Origin of the sequence: Streptomyces sp. NPDC006458, assembly GCF_040612135.1 — a bacterium.
GTDB lineage: Bacteria > Actinomycetota > Actinomycetes > Streptomycetales > Streptomycetaceae > Streptomyces.
The window spans coordinates 393,243-408,058 of record NZ_JBEXPR010000002.1 but is presented as its reverse complement, the minus strand read 5'-3'; the positions used below and the strand labels follow the sequence as shown (position 1 = coordinate 408,058).

Genomic DNA, 14,816 nt, shown 5'->3' with positions numbered 1-14,816 from the left:
GCGAGCGCTGAACAAGCCCCGGCCGGGGGTCCGGGGGTCGACCCCCGGGAAACACAGCATCCTCGCGCGGACGGCCAACAAAGAGACCCGGGACGTCCTGTGGGTGCCCGGCGGCGAGCGCTGAACAAGCCCCGGCCGGGGGTCCGGGGGTCGACCCCCGGGAAACACAGCATCCTCGCGCGGACGGCCAACAAAGAGACCCGGGACGCGCTGTGGGTGCCCGGCGGCGAGCGCTGAACAAGCCCCTGCCGGGGGTCCGGGGGTCGGCTGGGCCCTGGCGGTCAGCCGGGTGCCCGGCGGGGAGCGCTAGTCGCTGATCTTCGCGCGCTTCGGGAACAGCGTGTAGCTCGACGCGATGATCAGGTTGATGCCGATCACCCAGAGCATGCGCTGCTGCCAGGCGCGCAGTGAGCTGGTGTCGCCGTCGCCGCCGACGTACCAGGCGGCGGCCTGGAGGAGGGCGAGGGCGACCGCGGCCGCGAGCGTCCAGCGGCCGGCCACCTTCCACTCGTGGAACGCGCGGGCGGTGCCGTACTTCGGCGGGCGCACCGGCGGCGGTCCGCCGGCGAAGCGGTGCGCGAAGCGGGCGTCGGCCCACTTGACGGTGGAATGGCCGAGACCGACCGTGTAGCCGATGTATACGGCGGCCAGGCCGTGCTTCCAGTCGGGCGCGGCGCCGTTCTCGAGGTCGACCGCGGTGACGGCGAGCAGCACGATCTCTCGAGGTGGTCGGCGAGGCGGCCGACGGCGAGCGGGCGGTGGAGCTGGCCCGGGAGCTGCGGCCCGACCTGGTGCTGATGGACATCCAGATGCCACGTATGGACGGGGTGTCGGCGACCCGCGAGGTCGTCGGGGAGCGACTGGCGGACGTGCTGGTCCTGACCACCTTCGACCTCGACGAGTACGTGTTCGGGGCGTTGCGGGCCGGGGCCGCGGGGTTCCTGCTGAAGAACACCGACGCCCAGGATCTGCTGGAGGCGGTGCGCACGGTCGCGCGTGGCGAGGGCCTGATCGCACCGGCCGTGACCCGGCGCCTGATCGCCGAGTTCGCCACCGGGCCCGTCCGGACGAACGCCGATCCGGCGTTGCTGGAGGCGTTGACCCGGCGTGAACGCGAGGTGCTGATCCGCCTCGGTGAGGGGCTGTCCAACGCGGAGATCGCCGCGCGGCTCGACATGGCCAAGGCGACGGTGAAAACGCACGTCAGCCGGTTGTTGGGGAAGCTGGAGCTGCGCAGCCGGGTGCAAGCCGCCGTGCTCGCGCAGGAGTTGGGACTGAGGTAGTACACACCGTCAGTGTGGTCCAGACCTATTGACCTATGGTCCAGACCTTTCCTATCCTCGCGGCACCGTGGGCGTGAAGGCTCAGTCATGCCCCCAACACCCCCTGAGGAGAAGCGCATGCGCTTCAGACACAGAGCTGCGGCCGGGTTCGCGACCCTGCTGCTCCCGCTGGCCGGCATGGTCGGGCTCGCCGGCCCCGCCCAGGCGGCCACCAGCGCCACCGCCACCTTCGCCAAGACCCAGGACTGGGGCTCCGGCTTCGGCGGCCAGTGGACGGTGAAGAACACCGGCGACACGACCATCAGCTCATGGACGGTCGAGTGGGACTTCCCCTCCGGCACCTCCGTCACCTCCGCCTGGGACGCCGACGTCACCTCCGCCGGCAACCACTGGACCGCCAAGAACAAGACCTGGAACGGCACCCTCACCCCCGGCGCCTCCGTCTCCTTCGGCTTCAACGGCGCCGGCCCCGGCTCGCCCTCCAACTGCAAGCTGAACGGCGGCAGCTGCGACGGCGGGCCGACGGTCCCCGGCGACACCGCCCCGTCCGCGCCGGGCACCCCCACCGCCTCCGACATCACCGACACCTCGGTGAAGATCAGCTGGTCGGCGGCCACCGACGACAAGGGCATCAAGAACTACGACGTCCTGCGCGGCGGCACCAAGGTCGCCACCGTCACCGGCACCACCTACTCGGACACCGGCCTCACCGCCGGCACCGACTACTCCTACACCGTCCAGGCCCGTGACACCGCCGACCAGACCGGCCCGGCCAGCGGCTCGGTCGCCGTGCGCACCACCGGCGGTGGCGGCACCGACCCGCAGCCCGGCTCCAAGGTCAACCTCGGCTACTTCACCGAGTGGGGCGTCTACGGCCGCAACTACCACGTCAAGAACCTCGTGACCTCCGGCTCCGCGTCGAAGATCACGCACATCAACTACGCGTTCGGCAACGTCAAGAACGGTCAGTGCACCGTCGACGACACCTACGCCGCCTACGACAAGGCGTACACCGCCGACCAGTCCGTCTCCGGCGTCGCCGACACCTGGGACCAGCCGCTGCGCGGCAACTTCAACCAGCTGCGCCAGCTGAAGGCCAAGTACCCGCACATCAAGGTGCTGTACTCCTTCGGCGGCTGGACCTACTCCGGCGGCTTCGGCCAGGCGGCGGCCAACGCGGCCGCGTTCGCCAAGTCCTGCAAGGCCGTCGTGGAGGACCCGCGCTGGGCCGACGTCTTCGACGGCATCGACATCGACTGGGAGTACCCGAACGCCTGCGGTCTGTCCTGTGACACCTCCGGCGCCGCGTCCTTCAAGACCCTGATGTCGGCACTGCGCACCGAGTTCGGTTCCAACTACCTGATCACCGCGGCCATCACGGCCGACGCCAGCGCGGGCGGCAAGATCGACGCGGCCGACTACGGCGGCGCCGGCCAGTACGTCGACTGGTACAACGTGATGACCTACGACTACTTCGGCGCCTGGGACAAGACGGGTCCGACGGCCCCGCACTCCCCGCTGACCTCGTACTCGGGCATCCCGAAGGCCGGTTTCAACTCGGCCGACGCGATCGCCAAGCTCAAGGCCAAGGGCGTCCCGGCGAGCAAGCTCCTGCTCGGCATCGGCTTCTACGGCCGCGGCTGGACCGGCGTCACCCAGGCCGCCCCCGGCGGCACCGCGACCGGCGCCGCCCCCGGCACCTACGAGGCCGGCATCGAGGACTACAAGGTCCTCAAGACGGCCTGCCCGGCCACCGGCACCGTCGGCGGCACGGCGTACGCCCACTGCGGCACCAACTGGTGGTCGTACGACACTCCCGCCACCATCGGCACCAAGATGGCGTGGGCCAAGTCCCAGAACCTGGGCGGCGCCTTCTTCTGGGAGTTCTCCGGCGACACCAGCAACGGTGAGCTGGTCGGCGCCATCAGCAACGGCCTGAAGTAACACCGAGAAGCAGAAGGACCGCCTGAGCAACGTTGACGCTCCCCAGACCTCGTCCGGGGGGACCCCCACCCAGCGGGTGAGCGAGGCTACGCCACGTTCACCCGCTGTCCGGGCGGGGCTGCCTCGAGCCACGCGAGAAAACCGGTCAGCGCGTCTTCGCTCATCGCGAGCTCCAGACGCGTACCCCGGTGCAGACAGACCAGGATCACCGCGTCGGACAGCAGGGCCAGCTCCTCCTCGCCCTCGGGGACGCGGCGGCCGGCCACCTCGATCGCGGAACGCTCCAGGACACGGCGCGGACGAAGGGCGTAGGAGAACACCCGGAACCACTCGATACGGTCACCGCTGTAGCGGGCGATGCCGTACGCCCACCCTTTGCCGCTGCTGTCGCCGCCCTCGGGGACGTCCCAGCGCAGGCTGCAGTCGAAGGTGCCGCCGGAGCGCTGGATCAGTCTTCGGCGCAGACCGAAGACGAACAGCCCCAGCACCACGAGCGCCACGACGATTCCGCACACAGTCAGAGCGAGGACCATCGACACCGACCTCCTCGTCTCCTAGGTAACGGAACGTAAAAAACACCCAGATCTGCCTCAGCCGCGGCGGGGACCGGAGAGCTCCGGTCCCAGCCGCGGCTGAGTTACATCATCGCGTGGCTCCCCCAGTGACTGGAGGACCTGGGGTCACCCCCAGGGCGCCCGTGCGTCAGCTGGACGTCGCCGCCCGCAGGCGGACCTCGGCGCGACGCTCGGCGGAGGCGTCCTCCGCCGACTTGGCGCGCTCCAGCGCCTGCTCCGCGCGCCGGACGTCGATCTCCTCGGACAGCTCGGCGATCTCGGCCAGCAGCGACAGCTTGTCGTCCGCGAACGAGACGAAACCGCCGTGCACCGCGGCGATCACGGTTCCACCGTCACTCGTACGGATGGTCACGGGGCCCGACTCCAGCACACCGAGCAGCGGCTGGTGACCGGGCATGACGCCGATGTCGCCGGACGTGGTGCGCGCGACGACCAGGGTGGCCTCGCCGGACCAGACCTCTCGGTCGGCCGCGACCAGCGCGACGTGCAGCTCAGCAGCCAAGGTTGGCTCCTCGGGTCACCACCCGGCGGGTCTGCCGGGTGTTGGTTACAAGTCTAATGGGCGTGGCGGAGGGGGCAGGACGCGCCCGCCCCCTCCGGCCGAGCGCGAGGCTCAGGAGACGCCCAGCTCCTTGGCGTTGGCCTTGAGGTCCTCGATGCCACCGCACAGGAAGAACGCCTGCTCCGGGAAGTGGTCGTACTCGCCGTCGATGATCGCGTTGAACGCGGCGATCGACTCCTCCAGCGGCACGTCCGACCCGTCGACGCCGGTGAACTGCTTGGCGACGTGGGTGTTCTGGGACAGGAAGCGCTCCACGCGACGGGCACGGTGGACGACGAGCTTGTCCTCCTCGCCGAGCTCGTCGATACCGAGGATCGCGATGATGTCCTGGAGGTCCTTGTACTTCTGCAGCACCGTCTTGACGCGCATCGCGGTGTTGTAGTGGTCCGCCGCGATGTACCGCGGGTCCAGGATGCGGGACGTGGAGTCCAGCGGGTCCACGGCCGGGTAGATGCCCTTCTCGGAGATCGGACGGGAGAGAACCGTCGTCGCGTCGAGGTGGGCGAAGGTGGTGGCCGGGGCCGGGTCGGTCAGGTCGTCCGCGGGGACGTAGATCGCCTGCATCGAGGTGATCGAGTGACCACGGGTCGAGGTGATGCGCTCCTGGAGGAGACCCATCTCGTCGGCCAGGTTCGGCTGGTAGCCCACCGCGGAGGGCATACGGCCGAGCAGGGTCGACACCTCGGAACCGGCCTGGGTGAAGCGGAAGATGTTGTCGATGAAGAACAGCACGTCCTGCTTCTGCACATCGCGGAAGTACTCCGCCATGGTCAGACCGGCCAGGGCCACGCGCAGACGGGTGCCCGGGGGCTCGTCCATCTGGCCGAAGACCAGCGCGGTCTTGTCGATGACGCCCGAGTCGGCCATCTCCTCGATGAGGTCGTTGCCCTCACGGGTGCGCTCACCGACACCGGCGAACACGGAGACACCGTCGTGGTTGTTGGCGACGCGGTAGATCATCTCCTGGATGAGCACCGTCTTGCCGACGCCGGCACCACCGAACAGACCGATCTTTCCACCCTTGACGTACGGGGTGAGAAGGTCGATGACCTTGACGCCGGTCTCGAACATCTCGGTCTTCGACTCGAGCTCGTCGAAGTTCGGGGCCTTGCGGTGGATGCCCCAGCGCTCGCCCTCGTAGGACTCGTCGACGTTCAGCACCTCACCGAGGGTGTTGAACACCTTGCCCTTGGTGAAGTCGCCGACGGGCACCGTGATGGAGGCGCCGGTGTCGGTGACGGCGGCCTGGCGGACCAGACCGTCGGTGGGCTGCATGGAGATGGTGCGGACCAGGCCGTCACCCAGGTGCTGGGCGACCTCCAGGGTCAGCGTCTTCTTCTCACCCTCGTTGGCCGGGTCGGAGACCTCGACGTGCAGGGCGTTGTAGATTTCCGGCATGGCGTCGACGGGGAACTCCACGTCGACGACCGGGCCGATGACCCGGGCGACGCGGCCCGTGGCAACGGCCGTCTCAGAAGTCGTCGTCATTACTTGTCACTCCCCGCGGTCGCGTCGGCAAGGGCTGCGGAGCCACCGACGATCTCGCTGATTTCCTGGGTGATTTCGGCCTGGCGGGCCGCGTTGGCAAGACGGGAGAGCGTGTTGATCAGCTCGCCCGCGTTGTCGGTGGCCGACTTCATCGCGCGGCGGGTGGCGGCGTGCTTGGAAGCGGCCGACTGCAGCAGCGCGTTGTAGATCCGGCTTTCGACGTAGCGCGGCAGCAGGGCGTCGAGGACGTCCTCCGCCGACGGCTCGAAGTCGTACAGGGGAAGGATCTCGCCCTTGGGGGCGGTCTCCTTCGCGACCTCTTCGAGGCTGAGCGGCAGCATCCGGCTGTCGATCGCCGTCTGCGTCATCATCGACACGAACTCGGTGTAGACGATGTGGAGCTCGTCCACGCCGCCGTCCGCCGTCTCCTTCTCGATGGCCTCGATCAGCGGGCCCGCGACCTGCTTGGCGTCCGCGTAGCCGGGCTCGTCGGTGAAGCCCGACCACGACTCCACGACCTTGCGCTCGCGGAAGTTGTAGTGGGCCAGACCGCGGCGGCCGACGATGTACGTGTCGACCTCCTTGCCCTCGGCCTCAAGACGCTCCGTCAGCTTCTCCGCCGCCTTGATGGCGTTGGCGTTGAAGGCGCCGGCCAGACCGCGGTCGCTGGTCAGCAGCAGCACCGCGGACCGGGTGACCGTCTCGGCCTGGGTGGTCAGCGGGTGCTTGGTGTTCGAACCGGTGCCGACCGCCGTGACCGCGCGGGTCAGTTCCTGCGCGTACGGCGTGGAGGCCGCCACCTTGCGCTGCGCCTTGACGACGCGCGAGGCGGCGATCATCTCCATCGCCTTGGTGATCTTCTTGGTCGCGGTGACGGAGCGGATGCGACGCTTGTAGACCCGGAGCTGGGCTCCCATGAGTCAGGTCCCTTCCTACGTCACTTGGCCGAGGCCGGGGCGTCCTCGCCGAGAAGCTTGCCGTCCGAGGTCTCGAACTGCTTCTTGAAGGCGGCGATCGCGTCGGCAACAGCGGTGAGGGTGTCGTCCGACATCTTGCCGCCCTCCTTGATGGAGGTCATGAGGCCCTGCTCCGAGCGGTGCAGGTACTCCAACAGCTCCTTCTCGAAGCGGCGGATGTCGGCGACCGGGACGTCGTCCATCTTGCCGGTGGTGGCGCCCCACACGGAGACGACCTGGTCCTCGGTCGGCATCGGCTGGTACTGAGCCTGCTTGAGCAGCTCGACCAGGCGCTGACCGCGCTCCAGCTGCGCCTTCGACGCGGCGTCCAGGTCGGAACCGAAGGCGGCGAACGCCTCCAGCTCGCGGAACTGGGCGAGGTCGAGGCGGAGACGGCCGGAGACCTGCTTCATCGCCTTGTGCTGCGCGGAACCACCGACTCGGGAGACGGAGATACCGACGTTCAGCGCGGGGCGCTGACCGGCGTTGAAGAGGTCCGACTCCAGGAAGCACTGGCCGTCGGTGATGGAGATGACGTTGGTCGGGATGAACGCCGAGACGTCGTTGGCCTTGGTCTCGACGATCGGCAGACCCGTCATCGAACCGGCGCCCAGGTCGTCGGAGAGCTTCGCGCAGCGCTCCAGCAGACGGGAGTGCAGGTAGAAGACGTCGCCCGGGTAGGCCTCACGGCCCGGCGGACGGCGCAGCAGCAGCGACACGGCGCGGTAGGCGTCGGCCTGCTTCGACAGGTCGTCGAAGATGATCAGGACGTGCTTGCCCTCGTACATCCACTGCTGGCCGATGGCCGAGCCGGTGTACGGGGCCAGGTACTTGAAGCCGGCCGGGTCGGACGCCGGGGCGGCGACGATGGTCGTGTACTCCAGCGCGCCGTTCTCCTCCAGCGCGCGGCGCACGCCGGCGATGGTGGAGCCCTTCTGGCCGATGGCGACGTAGATGCAGCGGACCTGCTTCTTCGGGTCGCCCGAGCGCCAGTTGTCGCGCTGGTTGATGATCGTGTCGACGGCCAGGGCGGTCTTGCCGGTCTGGCGGTCACCGATGATCAGCTGACGCTGACCACGGCCGATCGGGGTCATCGCGTCGACGGCCTTGTAGCCGGTCTCCATCGGCTCGTGCACCGACTTGCGCGCCATGACGCCAGGAGCCTGCAGCTCCAGGGCGCGGCGGCCGGACGTCTCGATCTCGCCGAGGCCGTCGATCGGGTTGCCGAGCGGGTCGACGACGCGGCCGAGGTAGCCCTCGCCCACGGCGACCGACAGGACCTCACCGGTGCGGGTGACCGGCTGGCCCTCTTCGATGCCGCTGAACTCGCCGAGGACGATGGCACCGATCTCGCGCTCCTCGAGGTTGAGGGCGAGGCCGAGGGTGCCGTCCTCGAACTTCAGCAGTTCGTTGGCCATGGCCGAGGGCAGACCCTCGACCTTCGCGATGCCGTCGCCGGCAAGGGTGACCGTACCGACCTCCTCGCGCGAGGCCGCGTCCGGCTTGTACGACTGGACGAAGTTCTCCAGCGCGTCCCGGATCTCCTCCGGCCGGATCGTGAGCTCCGCCATCTGGGTTCCCTGCTCTCCTTGTTGGGCCCGAAGTTTCACTTTGGGGGGATGGGGACTCCCCCCTGAACGAGGTGAATCCTCTGCACGGCCCAACATGGGCCGTAGGTACGTCTTGCGTTTTCAGTTGGCGCGGCGCTGGGCGCCCGCGTCAGCTCGCCAGTCGGCGGGCGGCGTCCTCGATGCGGTCCGCGACCGAGCCGTTGATGACCTCGTCACCGACCTGCACCCGCATCCCGCCGAGGACCTCGGGGTCCACGTCGAGGTTGAGGTGCATCGTGCGCCCGTAGAGCTTCGCCAGGGCGGCGCCCAGGCGCTGCTTCTGGCCGTCGCTCAGCGGCACCGCCGAGGTGACGACGGCGACCATGCGGTCCCGGCGCTCGGCGGCGAGCTTGGACAGGGACTCGAGTCCCGACTCCAGGCTACGTCCACGCGGGACGGTCACCAGACGCGTCACCAGACGCTCGGTGGTGGCCTGCGCACGGCCGCCGAGCAGGCTGCGCAGCAGCTCGGCCTTGGCGGCGGTGGTGGCCTTGCGGTCGGTCAGCGCGGCGCGCAGCTCGGTGTTCGAGGAGACGATCCGGCCGAACCGGAACAGCTCGTCCTCGACGTCGTCGAGCGTGCCCGCCCGCTGGGCGGCGGTGAGGTCGGCGGTGTCCGCCAGCTCCTCCAGCGCGTCCACCAGGTCGCGCGACTGCGACCAGCGGGAGCGCACCATGCCGGCCAGCAGATCGACGATCTCGCCGCCGACCTGTCCGCCGAACAGGCGCTGGGCCAGCTCGGCCTTGGCCTCGCCGGACTGCGCCGGGTCGGTGAGGACCCGACGCAAGCTGACCTCGCGGTCGAGCAGCGCGGTGACGGCGGCCAGCTCGTCGGCGAGTCGCGCCGCGTCCACGGACGTGGCGTCCGTCAGCGCGTCGAGACGCTCGCGGGCCGACGAAGTGGCCTCGCGGCTCGCTCCGTGCGCTGTCATCGAGCCGCCTCGGCCTTCTCCTCGAGCTCGTCGAGGAAGCGGTCGATCACGCGGCTCTGCCGGGCGTGGTCCTCAAGGGACTCACCGACGAGCTTGCCGGCCAGGTCGGTGGCGAGCTTGCCGACGTCCTGGCGCAGCGCGGAAGCGGCGGCCTTGCGGTCGGCCTCGATCTGCGTGTGACCGGCGGCGACGATCTCCTCGCGCTGCCGCTGACCCTCCGCGCGCATCTCGGCGATGAGCGTGGCACCCTGCTCCTGCGCCTCCTGGCGCAGACGCGCGGCCTCGTGCCGGGCCTCGGCGAGCTGGGCCTTGTACTGCTCGAGAACGCTCGCAGCCTCGGTCTGGGCGGCCTCGGCCTTCTCGATACCGCCTTCGATCGCCTCGCGGCGCTCTTCCAGAACCTTGTTGATGTTCGGAAGCAGCTTCTTCCAGAAGAAGAAGAACACGATGGCGAAGGCGATGGTGCCGACGAGCAGCTCGGGGCCCGGAGGAACGAGCGGGTTCTGCTCCTCCTCGGCCGCCAGCTGAATCAGGTTGGCGATCACATCAGTGCCTTTCGTCGAAACGTGTCGGGGTAAGGGGGCTTACTTACCGAACACGAACGGCATAACGATGCCGATGAGGGCGAGCGCCTCACAGAAGGCGAAGCCCAGGATCTGGTTGGCGCGGATCAGGCCGGCAGCCTCGGGCTGGCGGGCGAGGGCCTGGGTGCCGTTGCCGAAGATGATGCCGACGCCGACGCCGGGGCCGATCGCGGCGAGGCCGTAGCCGATGGAGCCGAGCGAGCCGGTGACAGCGGCGAGGGTCTCAGTGGCAGCCATGCTGATTCTTCCTTCTCTTTCCGGACCGGTGGGAGTTGGCCACCGGACGATCAGGGGGTGGGTGGGGCGTGCTCAGTGGTGCTCGGCGAGAGCGCCCTGGATGTACGAGCAGGCGAGGAGTACGAAGACGTACGCCTGGACCGCCTGCACGAAGAGCTCGAAGAGGATCATGACGATGGTCATGACGAAGGAGACACCGGCCGCCGGGATCATCGCGCCGTTCAGCAGGTACCAGGAGGCGACGGTGAACATCACCAGCATCAGGTGGCCGGCGAACATGTTGGCGAACAGTCGCACCGCGTGGGTGAAGGGCCGGACGAGCAGGTTCGAGAAGAACTCGATGACCATGACGAGCGGCAGCACGGCGCCCAGCGACTTGTCGTAGCCGGTGACGTTCTTGAAGAAGCCGACGAAACCGTGGCGCTTGAACGTCAGCGAGACCCAGGTGATGTAGACGATGGCCGCCAGCACCACGGGGTAGGCGATGATCGACGACACCGGGAACTGCGCGACCGGGATCACGGACCAGACGTTCATGATCCAGATGAAGAAGAACAGCGAGACCATGAGCGGGACGTACTTCTCGCCCTCCCGCTTGCCGAGGGTCTCGTAGACGATGCCGCGGCGGACGAAGTCGTACCCCGCCTCACCGATCATCTGCAGCTTGCCCGGCACGACCTTGGCCTTGCCGAAGGCCACCGAGAAGAAGCCGACGACCAGGACGGTGGTGATGAGCGAGAGCAGCATCACCTTGTTGAACTCGAACCCGCCGACGGTGAAGATCGGCTGGAAGAGGAACGAGTGCAGGCCCGGAGCCGGGAAGCCACAGCCGTTGTCGGACAGGATGCGGCAATCCCACTCAAAGGCGAGCTGGGTCATGTCAGCACTCACCGCGGGCTCCTTCGGCGTGACGCATGGGTTCGGCAACCTCGTTGTGTCGGCGCGGCGCGCAGCCGCGAGTCGGCACCGGACTGGTGTTACGGATGTGAGGGCGGCTGGGGGGCTTCGAGCCTCGCGATGGAGCAGGCGTCAGCTCACAAGCCCGCGCCCGCGATGCCGCAGTTGGCACCGGACGATAGCAGGAGTTCTCAGAGCTCTTTATCCCGCCCCTACCCCTCACGACGACGGCCCTGTCTTCTCGGGCTTGTCGCTCTTGGAGGGGTCCGGGTCGACGTAGAAGAGCTTGGCCTTCATGTGCGCACGTGCCTGGGCCGCCATCCACACGACGGTCCCCACGACGAGCGAGACCGCGAACGCCTTCGCGTTGAAGAGAGACGTGTCCTTGAAGACCGCGACGAAGGTCAGAAGCAGCAGGAGCTGGGCGACATAGAGCATCAGACCCATGGCCTGGAAAAGCTGCGGGAGCGTTTTTGCCGTCCACTGCAGGACGAAGAGGCCGATGCCCATGAAGGCGATGGCCAGCAGTGTGCCGACAGCCGCTCCCAACGCACCCTTGCCTCCGGCCACCGCCGCGCTGATGGCGACCGCGACCACACCGGCAGCGGCCGTGGGTACGGCGCACTGCAGAAGGTTCCGGACGTCATTGGACGGCATGGCGGCAACTCCGCTTTCGCAGGGGGCAGGGGTGTCGTCATGGACGAGCGTAGTCCCGGGTCGAGAGGGAACCTCACGTCCGAGCGGGCCGTCGCACTACGGCCCTTCGGCTCTGTCCCGGGTTCTCGTGAACGCTATCACAAACTATTTGATGAGGTCTTTACCTGTTAGGTGTGCCTGCCGTCACACATGAGAGTGAAGGTGCGCGTCTGTGCAGAAACCGAGCCGACTTGTCTGGTATTGGCCCGGTTCGCTCCCCCATGAGTTGGCAATGCTCTAGTCAGATTCTTACCTTTACGTCAGCGCGAGCTCTCCGCTTTGCCCCGATCCAGGACATGCGACCGGGCGCCGAGAGCGGTGGCTCCGTTGACCGGACGAACGCCGGCGGCCACAGGCGTGCGCGGCTCCTGGGAACCCGGCTCAGCCGCTTCCGGCGCTCCGTCCGCGAGCGGTTCCGCTTCGCGGCGGCGGCGGTAGCGCGGCGGGACGAAGTGCTCGGCCCAGCGGGGAGTGCGGGGCGTGAAGCGGGGCAGCAGCAGCAGGATCAGGCCGATCGCGCTGAGTACCACGACACCCAGGACAATCCACATGGACGCCGAGTTCACGGAGTAGGCCAGGGCGCCGAAGGCGATCAGGGCGGACCAGAAGTACATGATCAGCACGGCCCGGCTGTGCGAGTGGCCGATCTCCAGCAGGCGGTGGTGGAGGTGACCGCGGTCCGCGGCGAAGGGCGACTGGCCGCGCCAGGTCCGGCGGACGATCGCCAGGATCAGGTCCGCCGCCGGGATCGCGATGATGGTCAGCGGCAGCAGCAGCGGGATGTAGACCGGCACCGTCTGGTGCACCGCCGCCTTCTCCGACCCCGCGAACAGCTTCAGCGCGTCCGGGTCGACCTGCCCCGTGATGGAGATCGCACCCGCCGCCAGCACCAGGCCGATCAGCATCGAGCCCGAGTCACCCATGAAGATCCGCGCCGGGTGCATGTTGTGCGGCAGGAACCCCAGGCACATACCCATCAGGATCGCCGAGAACAGCGTGGCCGGAGCGGCCGCCTCGATGCCGTACGACACCCAGACCCGGTAGGCGTACAGGAAGAACGCCGCCGACGCGATGCACACCATGCCCGCCGCCAGGCCGTCCAGGCCGTCGACGAAGTTCACCGCGTTGATGGTGATGACGACCAGGGCGACGGTCAGCAGGGTGCCCTGCCACTGGGTCAGCGCCACATTGCCGACACCCGGGATGGGCAGCCACAGGATCGTCAGACCCTGCATGACCATCACGCCCGCGGCGATCATCTGCGCGCCCAGCTTGATCAGGGCGTCGATCTCGAACTTGTCGTCCAGGACACCGATCAGCCAGATCAGCGCGGCGCCCGAGAGCAGCGCGCGCGGCTCGTTGGAGGTCTCGAAGACCTCGCTCAGGTTCGCCAGGTGCGCGGCCACCAGCAGGCCCGCGCACAGTCCGAAGAACATGGCGATACCGCCGAGCCGCGGAGTGGGCTCCCGGTGCACGTCCCGGGCCCGGATCTCCGGCATCGCCCCGGCCACGATCGCGAACTTCCGTACCGGCCCTGTCAGCAGATACGTCACCGCGGCCGTGACGCAGAGCGTCAGCAGGTATTCACGCACGGGCTTCCCCACAGGTCTCGCCGGCCATCACAGCCCCACACCCTAGCGACGGTCGCATACGCGACGCATATGTGTGGGGACTTCCGGGTAGCGATGATGGTTGCACGTGGGGGCTGTGTACCGGTTCACACCCCGGTCGGAACCCTGGACCGCGTACCCCGCTTCAGCCCGGGTAAGGAGGGAAGGCGGCCACCAGTTCCCGCACCTCCTCGCGGGCCCCGAAGCCGTCGGTCTCCTCCCGCAGCACCCCCGCGAGCAGCGTGGCGAGGCGGGACATCTCCCGCTCCCCCATGCCCTGGGTGGTGACCGCGGCCGTGCCCAGTCGCAGACCGCGCGCGTCGCCGTGCGGCAGCGCACAGCAGTCCAGGACCACCCCGGCGGCGGCGAGCCGTCCGCGTGCGGCGCGGCCGTCCACACCCAGCGGCCCCGGGTCGGCGGTGATCAGATGCGTGTCGGTGCCGCCCGTGGTGACGGTCAGCCCCTCCGCCTCCAGCCCGGCCGCCAGCACCCGCGCGTTCGCGACGACACGATGGGCGTACGTCGTGAAGGCCGGGGCCGCCGCCTCGCCGAACGCGACCGCCTTGGCGGCGATCGAGTTCATCTGCGCCCCGCCCTGGGTGAACGGGAACACCGCCCGGTCCACCCGCTCGGCCAGCTCCGGGCCGCACAGCAGCATCCCGCCGCGCGGCCCGCGCAGCACCTTGTGGGTGGTCGCGCACACGATGTCGGCGTACGGCACCGGGCTGGGCGCCGCTCCGCCGGCCACCAGCCCGATCGGGTGGGCGGCGTCCGCGATGAGGTAGGCGCCGGCCTCGTCGGCGATCGCCCGGAAGAGGGCGTAGTCGATGTGCCGCGGGTACGCGATCGAGCCGCACACGATCGCCTTCGGGCGGTGCGTGCGGGCCAGGGCGCGCACCTGCTCGTAGTCGATCAGCCCGGTCTCCGCGTCCACGCCGTAGCCGACGAAGTCGAACCAGCGGCCGGAGAAGTTCGCGGGCGAGCCGTGCGTGAGGTGCCCGCCGTGCGTCAGGCCGAGGGCCAGGACGGTGTCACCGGGGCGCAGCAGGGCCGCGTAGGCCGCCAGGACGGCCGAGGAGCCGGAGTGCGGCTGGACGTTGGCGTGCCCGGCGCCGAACAGCGTCGTGGCCCGTTCCACCGCGATCCGCTCGGCGACGTCCACGAGTTCGCAGCCGCCGTGGTAGCGGGAGCCGGGGTAGCCCTCGGCGTACTTGTTCGCCAGCGGTGAGCCCAGCGCGGCCAGCACGGCGGGCGAGGCGAAGTTCTCGGCGGCGATCAGCTGGATCGTCGTCGACTGGCGCTGGAGCTCACCCAGCAGGACATCGGCCAGTTCGGGGTCCTGGCGCCTGAGTGCATCGACCTCGTCGAGGGCGGGAGTGACCGTCATGGTGGGCTCCGGGGCGTGCGGGCGTACGTCGACGCTGACGTACGTCCAATGTAGGC

The 14,816-nt window shown here is 68.9% G+C and carries 13 protein-coding genes and 2 pseudogenes; 2 read left to right on the top strand and 13 right to left on the bottom strand.

Annotated elements, in window-relative coordinates:
- Nucleotides 1-306: 306 nt before the first annotated feature.
- Nucleotides 307-720, bottom strand: a pseudogene (locus tag ABZZ79_RS05120) (hypothetical protein); the annotation flags it as partial.
- On the opposite strand from ABZZ79_RS05120, the pseudogene ABZZ79_RS05115 reads away from it, so the two are divergent.
- Together ABZZ79_RS05115 and ABZZ79_RS05110 are read left to right on the top strand one after the other, a co-directional pair.
- Nucleotides 705-1,283: pseudogene (locus ABZZ79_RS05115) on the top strand (response regulator transcription factor); the annotation flags it as partial. The pseudogenes ABZZ79_RS05120 and ABZZ79_RS05115 overlap by 16 nt on opposite strands.
- Nucleotides 1,284-1,400: 117 nt before the next feature.
- A complete protein-coding gene (locus tag ABZZ79_RS05110; RefSeq protein ID WP_356686586.1) occupies nt 1,401-3,227 on the top strand; it encodes a glycoside hydrolase family 18 chitinase in 1,827 nt (608 codons plus the stop codon).
- Nucleotides 3,228-3,313: 86 nt separating this feature from the next.
- Here ABZZ79_RS05110 and ABZZ79_RS05105 read toward each other — a convergent pair whose 3' ends face one another.
- From ABZZ79_RS05105 to glyA, 12 genes are all read right to left on the bottom strand, one after another.
- Entirely contained in the window at nt 3,314-3,760 is a 447-nt protein-coding gene (locus ABZZ79_RS05105) for a DUF2550 domain-containing protein (RefSeq protein ID WP_356686584.1), read from the bottom strand.
- A gap of 169 nt (nt 3,761-3,929) precedes the next feature.
- Nucleotides 3,930-4,304, bottom strand: coding sequence for a F0F1 ATP synthase subunit epsilon (locus tag ABZZ79_RS05100; protein ID WP_356686582.1), 375 nt, complete (start codon nt 4,302-4,304; stop codon nt 3,930-3,932).
- Between the two features lie 111 nt (nt 4,305-4,415).
- Nucleotides 4,416-5,852: a F0F1 ATP synthase subunit beta gene (gene atpD, locus ABZZ79_RS05095; protein ID WP_356686580.1), complete on the bottom strand. Its 1,437-nt coding sequence runs from the start codon at nt 5,850-5,852 to the stop codon at nt 4,416-4,418.
- A complete protein-coding gene (locus tag ABZZ79_RS05090) occupies nt 5,852-6,769 on the bottom strand; it encodes a F0F1 ATP synthase subunit gamma (protein ID WP_356686578.1) in 918 nt (305 codons plus the stop codon). Before ABZZ79_RS05090 ends, atpD begins: the two co-directional genes overlap by 1 nt.
- A 20-nt stretch (nt 6,770-6,789) precedes the next feature.
- Nucleotides 6,790-8,379, bottom strand: coding sequence for a F0F1 ATP synthase subunit alpha (gene atpA / locus ABZZ79_RS05085; protein ID WP_356686576.1), 1,590 nt, complete (start codon nt 8,377-8,379; stop codon nt 6,790-6,792).
- Between the two features lie 148 nt (nt 8,380-8,527).
- Nucleotides 8,528-9,349, bottom strand: coding sequence for a F0F1 ATP synthase subunit delta (locus tag ABZZ79_RS05080; protein WP_356686574.1), 822 nt, complete (start codon nt 9,347-9,349; stop codon nt 8,528-8,530).
- Entirely contained in the window at nt 9,346-9,894 is a 549-nt protein-coding gene (locus ABZZ79_RS05075; RefSeq protein WP_356686572.1) for a F0F1 ATP synthase subunit B, read from the bottom strand. The genes ABZZ79_RS05080 and ABZZ79_RS05075 overlap by 4 nt, the downstream gene beginning before the upstream one ends.
- Nucleotides 9,895-9,933: 39 nt before the next feature.
- Nucleotides 9,934-10,170, bottom strand: a complete 237-nt coding sequence (locus ABZZ79_RS05070) for a F0F1 ATP synthase subunit C (RefSeq protein WP_285510094.1) — start codon at nt 10,168-10,170, stop codon at nt 9,934-9,936.
- A gap of 72 nt (nt 10,171-10,242) precedes the next feature.
- Nucleotides 10,243-11,013 (bottom strand): F0F1 ATP synthase subunit A, encoded by a 771-nt coding sequence (atpB, locus tag ABZZ79_RS05065; protein WP_356686680.1) that lies wholly within the window; start codon nt 11,011-11,013, stop codon nt 10,243-10,245.
- 273 nt (nt 11,014-11,286) lie between these two features.
- Nucleotides 11,287-11,724, bottom strand: a complete 438-nt coding sequence (locus ABZZ79_RS05060) for a hypothetical protein (RefSeq protein ID WP_356686570.1) — start codon at nt 11,722-11,724, stop codon at nt 11,287-11,289.
- Nucleotides 11,725-12,023: 299 nt separating this feature from the next.
- Complete coding sequence (locus ABZZ79_RS05055) at nt 12,024-13,355, bottom strand: MraY family glycosyltransferase (protein ID WP_356686568.1); 1,332 nt, start codon at nt 13,353-13,355, stop codon at nt 12,024-12,026.
- A 163-nt stretch (nt 13,356-13,518) separates the two neighbouring features.
- Nucleotides 13,519-14,760 carry a serine hydroxymethyltransferase gene (gene glyA, locus ABZZ79_RS05050; RefSeq protein ID WP_356686566.1) on the bottom strand — a complete coding sequence of 414 codons (1,242 nt, stop codon included), beginning with the start codon at nt 14,758-14,760 and terminating at the stop codon, nt 13,519-13,521.
- Nucleotides 14,761-14,816: the final 56 nt, after the last annotated feature.

Coding starts and splice junctions, on each gene's coding strand:
- ABZZ79_RS05110 (WP_356686586.1), top strand. CDS start 1,401: ATGCGCTTCAGACACAGAGCTGCGGCCGGGTTCGCGACCCTGCTGCTC.
- ABZZ79_RS05105 (WP_356686584.1), bottom strand. CDS start 3,760: ATGGTCCTCGCTCTGACTGTGTGCGGAATCGTCGTGGCGCTCGTGGTG.
- atpD (WP_356686580.1), bottom strand. CDS start 5,852: ATGACGACGACTTCTGAGACGGCCGTTGCCACGGGCCGCGTCGCCCGG.
- ABZZ79_RS05090 (WP_356686578.1), bottom strand. CDS start 6,769: ATGGGAGCCCAGCTCCGGGTCTACAAGCGTCGCATCCGCTCCGTCACC.
- atpA (WP_356686576.1), bottom strand. CDS start 8,379: ATGGCGGAGCTCACGATCCGGCCGGAGGAGATCCGGGACGCGCTGGAG.
- ABZZ79_RS05080 (WP_356686574.1), bottom strand. CDS start 9,349: ATGACAGCGCACGGAGCGAGCCGCGAGGCCACTTCGTCGGCCCGCGAG.
- ABZZ79_RS05070 (WP_285510094.1), bottom strand. CDS start 10,170: ATGGCTGCCACTGAGACCCTCGCCGCTGTCACCGGCTCGCTCGGCTCC.
- ABZZ79_RS05060 (WP_356686570.1), bottom strand. CDS start 11,724: ATGCCGTCCAATGACGTCCGGAACCTTCTGCAGTGCGCCGTACCCACG.
- glyA (WP_356686566.1), bottom strand. CDS start 14,760: ATGACGGTCACTCCCGCCCTCGACGAGGTCGATGCACTCAGGCGCCAG.